Raw genomic sequence first — 7131 nt, forward strand, 5'->3', positions numbered from 1 at the left:
CTTTTTGTATCCCTACAATTTTGATCGCGAATTTGGAAACGATAACAGAATGCCCAGTTTGTGGCGACAATCAATTTAAGCCATTCTTAGTCTGTAACGACTATTTAGTTAGCCAACAAAAATTCGCTATACAGGAATGTAATACGTGCAATTTTCGATTAACCAATCCTCGGCCAGATGCCAATTCAATTGGTCAGTATTATAAATCGGAGGATTATGTATCTCATAATGACGAAGGGAAAGGCCTGGTCAATACCGCATACCGTGTCGTTCGTAATTATACATTGCGTTCTAAACTCAACTTGATTAATAAATTGAATGGAGGAAAAGGTCGGCTTCTAGACGTCGGTTGCGGAACAGGAGCTTTCCTCGAAAATTGTAAAATTGCCGGTTGGGAAGTAATGGGTATGGAACCCGATACGGATGCTCGCGCCATTGCTCAGAAAAAATTACAAGTCGAAATCAAACCTAACTTAAATGCCCTAGTAGGGGAGGGGCCGTTTGACATTATTTCTCTTTGGCATGTACTTGAGCATATTCCAAATGTCAATGAAATCATTCCTCAACTACATCAACTATTAGCAAATAAAGGCACGCTACTAATTGCTGTACCTAATTCTGATTCCTATGATGCTCATTATTTTAAAGAGTATTGGGCAGCCTATGATGTTCCTCGTCACCTCTACCATTTTACGCCAACAACGATAAAGCCACTTTTTCAAAAACATGGCTTTGCCTTAGTTGATCAGAAACCCATGGTATTCGATGCGTTTTACATCGCGATGTTGAGCACTCGCTACCAAAGTGGAAAAACAGATTATCTGAAAAGTATACGAGTAGGACTATCATCTAATAATGCAGCTAATCGAACCGGTAATTCGTCTAGCTTAATTTATCTGTTCCAGAAAGCTCAATAAAGGTTATAATTTATAAGTAAGCCAGCTTATCCTTTCGTTAGGGCATAATAATTGCCAGCAAAAGGTCATAGTTAGGCTTATTTTTTCATTGTAAGGTAAAGGTCTATTCTAAATTAAAAAAGTGAAATTTTAGTGTGAATAAGCCTGTGTATAACTAAACAGTAGGCGTGGAAAACGTGTTTACAAGGATTGATTGTGATGTGGATTGAATCAATAGTAATCCACAATGGAAAGAAAAAGGGTCCACGATGTGGAGAAAGCCCTACATATCACAATCAATTCCACAAACTTTCCCCACTTAAAACTGTGCACAAATCTTATGCACAAATCCACAAATACTTAACACACAAAATGTGGAAAAAATGTTATTTATTTAAAAATGAGTAAATTAAGTGTGGATAAGCAAAAGTTAGTCCGTGGATAACAGGCACTTTTTGTCCACAATAGTTAATTAGTCTCGTGGACAACTTATTTATTCACATTTCCACATGACTAATGAGTATAATAACGTTTCTTTTAAAAAGCTTTTTTATATAATGTTAATAAGGTCAAAAGTCATTGTTACGTTGCTATGGCTGTTGTCAGCCGGGTTGGTGTATGGCCAAGGGGGGACAACGCTGGCCGAAGAATATTACAAAGCTGGCGAGTTTGAAAAGGCCGCTAACGAATATGCCAAGCTGTTGAAAACAGACGTGACGTGGACACGACTGACACGGTATATCACAAGCCTCCAAAAAACAAATAAAGCCGAGGAAGCAGTCAAGTATTTACGAAAGCAGCAGCGCAGTGATGAAGCTAATCGATCGTACTATGAATTGTTGAGTGGGCAACTAGCCACACAACAAGGTGATACAACACAATCGCAAACTCAGTACACGGCGGCTTTACAATCAAGTAAATCGTCGATTACGAAACTGGAAAAGCTGGCAACGGCCTTTAATGAAGTCGGTGAAACGCGCTGGGCTGTTAAAACGCTTGAAACGGCACGAGAGGTCAGCAAAGATCCAACGTCGTATAGCGAAGATTTAATGGCCCTCTATCGGGCGACTGGCCAGACTGAGAAAGCAATCGACGAAATTATCACGACCAGTAAGCAGACAGATAAAAAAGAAACGGTTCTGGCAGCTCTACAAGGGTTTATCAACACAAAAGATGAACCGCTTGTGGAAAAGGCACTTTATACCAAAATTCAGCAAGAGCCAAATGAGTTGGCATATAATGAACTGCTGATTTGGTATTTCGTACAAAAGCAAAAGTTTAGCCGGGCATTGTTGCAGGAGAAAGCTACTGATAAGCGAATGAAGCTAAATGGCAGTCGTGTCTATGATTTAGGCATGTTGGCAATGAACAATAAAGAATATAAAGCAGCTGCGGATGCATTTGAATATGTAACAACAACTTATCCACAAGGTCAGCTTTATCCGTTTGCTCGTCGGTTAGTTATCAGTGCTCGTGAGGAACAGGTTAAGAATACATACCCAATTGATAAGCTTGAAATTAGAAAATTGATTTCCGATTATCAGCGTATGCTACAGGAAATCGGTACCAATACCAAAACACTGGAAGCTCTCAGAAGTACAGCCAACCTCTATGGGAACTATCTTGATAGCAAAGACACTGCGTTAACAGTGTTGGATTTGGCAATTGATTTAGGGAAGGCCGATAAAAATTTCGTAGATCGTTGTAAACTTGACAAGGGCGACATTTATCTGCTGAAAGGCGAGCCCTGGGAATCCACATTGTTGTATTCTCAAGTGGAAAAGTCTCAAAAAGAAGAGCTATTGGGTTACGAGGCAAAGCTTAAAAATGCCAAGCTTCACTATTACAAAGGCAATTTCTCGGTGGCGAAGGATTTGTTAGATGTACTTAAATTAGCTACATCTCGTGAAATTGCTAATGATGCTGAACAGCTTAGTTTATTAATTGTGGATAACACAGGTATGGACAGTACAGAAGCTGCTATGCGCTGGTATGCTGATACGGAATTGCTTCTTCTACAGAACAAAACAGATGAGGCTGTGGATAACCTCAATAAAATGTTGACAAAGTATAGCGATCACAGCATTGCCGATGAAGTACTCTGGCTTCGGGCAAATACATACATGAAGCAAGGAAAAAATGCTGAAGCGCTTGAGGATCTGAAACTAATTGTTAATAAGTATCCTAATGACATTCTGGGCGATGATGCTTTATTCACCCAGGGTAAAATCTATGATGAGCGCTTGAAAGATAAAGCAACTGCCATGGAGGCCTATCAGAAGGTACTTACCAAATATCCAGGAAGCATATATGGGGCTGAAGCTCGTAAGCGATACCGGGCTTTACGGGGTGATACCGTAAATTGACTTTGAGATTTATTATCCACAAAAAAGCCAGCAATCCACAAATTGCTGGCTTTTTTGTGGATAACTGGTTAGGCTACTGTTTGAAGCAAAGATTCTTTAAAAGCCTCGTATTGAGCCGGAATAAAAATACTATGTTTAGGACGATCGGCTAACTTGGCTAGTCGCTCGGGCACATCAACAGTTAAATTCAGTACTTCTTCAACAAGTGGTTTAAATTTCGATGGATGAGCCGTGGCTAGTGCAATACCAATGCTATTCTGTTTCGATTCAACTAGAAAATCTTGTGCGCCCATAATACCTATGGCAGTATGAGGGCAAGCTATATAGCCATATTTCGCATAAATTTTCTGCATTCCAGCCCGTGTTGCATCATCATCATAGAAATAGCCTGAAACATTGGCTTTAAACTGATTAAAATTATCTCCATATAAATGGGAAAGACGAACGAAATTACTTGGACTACCGACATCCATGGCATTTGAAATAGTTGCCACAGATTCTTTGGGTATGTAAGTTCCAGTTGTTAAGTAGTCGGGAACAACATGATTGAGGTTAGTTGCCGCAACGAAATGATCAACAGGCAAACCCATTTGTTGAACCATGACTCCGGCGCTCAGATTACCAAAATTTCCACTGGGTGTTGAAAAAACGATAGGTTTTTGATGATTCCGAACCTGACCATAAGCTCGAACGTAGTAAAAGCCTTGAGGAATCAACCGAAAGATATTGATCGAATTCGCTGAAGAAAGCGAAAGCTGAGCGTTTAATTCAGCATCAACAAAAGCTTGTTTGACTATAGCCTGACAATCGTCGAAAGAGCCGTCAACTTCAAATGCCTGAACGTTTCCACCAAGTGTGGTCAATTGTTTTTCTTGCAAATCGCTAACACGGCCGCTTGGGTAAAGAATAGAAACCCGAACTCCATGAACATTGTGAAATCCCATAGCAACTGCACCACCTGTATCACCAGAAGTGGCTACCAGAATATTAATTTCTTTATCACTACGCTTCGAGTAATAAGACATTAAGGCCGCCATGTAACGTGCACCAACATCTTTAAAGGCTAACGAAGGGCCGTGAAATAACTCCAAAACAGCCATTCTACCTGCTTCCAGATTAACAACAGGAGTATCAAACGGAAATGCCCGATGGGTTAACTCTTCCAAATCCGCTTTACTAATCTCATCGCCAAACAGCGCTTTACTGATCTCAAAACCGATTTCTGCTAACGATTGCCCAGAAATATCATCAAAAAATTGAGTGCCTAAATGAGGTAGGGGAGTGGGCATGTATAAACCCTTATCAGCTGGCATGCTATGAAAAAGGGCTTGCTCAGTTGTTACGGTTATTTCTGGATTATTTGTACTGTAAAAACGCATAAGCAAAAAGTCGAAATAAGGCTGCAAAGTACGGTAAATCAGCCCAATGAATCGAAAATTACCCGTTAAATGTGGAAAACTATTGTTGATTAGTGGATAAGTTAGGCAATACGTAAATTTGTAAAAACATACACTTCATTATGTCCTTCGGATTTTTTAATGCCCCCACACCGGCAAATGAGCCGGTCAGAGAATACCGACCTGGCTCTCCTGAACGCGAAGCAGTTAAAGCAGCATTAGCTGATTTCCGTGCCAACGAAACGGATATCCCAATGCATATTGGTGGAAAAGAAGTTAGAACTGAACGTAAACTTCGCGTAGCTCCGCCCCATGATCACCAACATACATTAGGTTATTTTTATGAAGGCGATGCCCAACACGTTAAGAAAGCAATAGAAGCTGCACTCTCCGCAAAAGAAGCCTGGGCTGGTTTATCCTGGGAACATCGGGCCAGTATTTTCTTAAAAGCCGCCGATCTGCTTGCAGGCCCCTATCGAGCACGAATTAACGCTGCAACAATGCTCGGACAGTCGAAAAATGCATATCAGGCCGAAATTGATTCAGCTTGTGAATTAATAGATTTCCTTCGATTCAATGTGCATTATGCAACAGAGATATACCATCAACAGCCTAATTCCTCCCCTGGAGTGTGGAATCGGTTGGAATATCGCCCGCTTGAAGGCTTTGTTTTTGCATTGACGCCATTCAATTTTACCGCTATTGCTGGTAACCTACCTACTTCTGCAGCTTTAATGGGCAACACAGTCGTTTGGAAACCGGCGTACACGCAAGCTCTTTCAGCTAAAGTAATTATGGATGTGCTGAATGAAGCTGGTTTACCTAAGGGAGTGATTAATTTGATTTTTGTCGATGGACCGGTGGCTGGCGACATTATTTTTAACCATGCCGACTTTGCTGGTATTCATTTTACAGGGAGTACAGGAGTTTTTCAACAAATTTGGGGCACAATTGGAGCCAATATCCACAAATACAAAAGTTATCCACGTATTGTAGGTGAAACCGGTGGAAAAGACTTTGTATTGGTTCATGAATCGGCCCATGCCGACGAGGTAGCTACAGGATTAGTACGTGGTGCATTTGAATATCAGGGACAAAAATGTTCAGCGGCCTCCCGCGCATACCTTCCTTCAACGCTTTGGCCAGCGGTTGAAGCAAAAATGAAGGAATTCTTAGCTGAGATAAAAATGGGTGGAACCGAGGATTTTACCAATTTTATTAATGCTGTTATCGACGAACGAGCTTTTAAAAAAATCACGGCATATATAGACGAGGCTAAAAAAAGCGCCCAAGTAATAGTTGTGGCAGGTGGTAACTACGACGGTTCAAAAGGCTACTTTATTGAACCAACGGTGTTGAAAGTAAGTGATCCAACTTACCGGACAATGTGTGAGGAGATTTTTGGTCCTATATTATCTATATATGTTTATGAGCCGTCTGAATTCGATAAGATGATTGAAACGGTTAATACAACCTCTCCTTATGCCCTAACAGGCTCTATTTTCGCAGAGGATCGATATATAATAGAGGAAGTAACCCATAAGCTCCAAAATGCTGCTGGTAACTTTTATATTAATGACAAACCCACGGGAGCAGTAGTTGGGCAACAACCTTTTGGTGGGGCGAGAGCATCGGGTACTAATGATAAAGCAGGCTCTGCTTTGAACCTATATCGCTGGGTTTCAGCCAGAACAATTAAAGAGACGTATGTTTCTCCCAAAAATTATGGCTACCCATTCCTACAACCTGAATAATTTTTTAAAAAAAGTTTGAAATAAAGCTTGCGTAAAGAAATATAAAAGCATAATTTTGCACTCCAAAATCAGAAGAAAGGGCGAGTATTTTAAAGATAAGCGCCTTTTTATCAAGAGTTTAGAAATGGGATTTGAAAAAAGTTGTTAAAAATATTTTTCAACTTTTACTTGACAAGAAAGATTGAGTGTCGTACCTTTGCACTCCCAAATATAAGGAAGGCCAACAACGGTTGGCCACCATCTCGAAAGAGAAACAGTTCTTTGACGTATTGACATTAATAGGTTAGCACTTATAAGGCTATAAACATCGAGATTAACTTCGGTTGGTCTCACAATTATTTACGATGGAGAGTTTGATCCTGGCTCAGGATGAACGCTAGCGGCAGGCCTAATACATGCAAGTCGAACGGGTCGCAAGGCCAGTGGCAAACGGGTGCGTAACGCGTAAGCAACCTGCCTCATACTGGGGGATAGCCCGGCGAAAGCTGGGGTAAACCCGCACGGTCCAGTTTTATCACCTGGTAAGATTGGTAAACATTTATGGGTATGAGAGGGGCTTGCGTCTGATTAGCTAGTTGGCGGGGTAACGGCTCACCAAGGCGATGATCAGTAGGGGTTCTGAGAGGATTGGCCCCCACATGGGTACTGAGATACGGACCCAACTCCTACGGGAGGCAGCAGTAGGGAATATTGGGCAATGGACGCAAGTCTGACCCAG

At 41.2% G+C, this 7131-nt stretch carries 4 protein-coding genes and 1 rRNA gene (1 of these 5 only partly in view); 4 read left to right on the forward strand and 1 reads right to left on the reverse strand.

Annotation, left to right across the window (positions count from 1 at the left end):
• Positions 1-32 precede the first annotated feature (32 nt).
• Together H3H32_RS30175 and H3H32_RS30180 are read left to right on the forward strand one after the other, a co-directional pair.
• Positions 33-917 carry a class I SAM-dependent methyltransferase gene (locus tag H3H32_RS30175; protein WP_182459441.1) on the forward strand — a complete coding sequence of 295 codons (885 nt, stop codon included), beginning with the start codon at positions 33-35 and terminating at the stop codon, positions 915-917.
• 536 nt (positions 918-1453) lie between these two features.
• Positions 1454-3262, forward strand: coding sequence for a tetratricopeptide repeat protein (locus H3H32_RS30180; protein ID WP_240543537.1), 1809 nt, complete (start codon positions 1454-1456; stop codon positions 3260-3262).
• A gap of 68 nt (positions 3263-3330) precedes the next feature.
• Here H3H32_RS30180 and thrC read toward each other — a convergent pair whose 3' ends face one another.
• Entirely contained in the window at positions 3331-4641 is a 1311-nt protein-coding gene (gene thrC, locus H3H32_RS30185) for a threonine synthase (RefSeq protein ID WP_182459444.1), read from the reverse strand.
• A 140-nt stretch (positions 4642-4781) separates the two neighbouring features.
• Here thrC and pruA point away from each other — a divergent pair, with 140 nt between their 5' ends.
• Together pruA and H3H32_RS30195 are read left to right on the forward strand one after the other, a co-directional pair.
• On the forward strand, positions 4782-6413 hold the full coding sequence (gene pruA, locus H3H32_RS30190) for an L-glutamate gamma-semialdehyde dehydrogenase (RefSeq protein WP_182459446.1): 1632 nt from the start codon (positions 4782-4784) through the stop codon (positions 6411-6413).
• Between the two features lie 341 nt (positions 6414-6754).
• Positions 6755-7131 (forward strand): 16S ribosomal RNA (locus H3H32_RS30195) (it continues 1130 nt past the right edge of the window).

The sequence above is a fragment of the Spirosoma foliorum genome, assembly GCF_014117325.1.
Taxonomy (GTDB): Bacteria; Bacteroidota; Bacteroidia; order Cytophagales; family Spirosomataceae; genus Spirosoma; species Spirosoma foliorum.

What these genes read in the sequence shown, in the direction of transcription:
- H3H32_RS30180 (WP_240543537.1), top strand. Translation starts at nt 1,454, where the DNA reads ATGTTAATAAGGTCAAAAGTCATTGTTACGTTGCTATGGCTGTTGTCA.
- thrC (WP_182459444.1), bottom strand. Translation starts at nt 4,641, where the DNA reads ATGCGTTTTTACAGTACAAATAATCCAGAAATAACCGTAACAACTGAG.
- pruA (WP_182459446.1), top strand. Translation starts at nt 4,782, where the DNA reads ATGTCCTTCGGATTTTTTAATGCCCCCACACCGGCAAATGAGCCGGTC.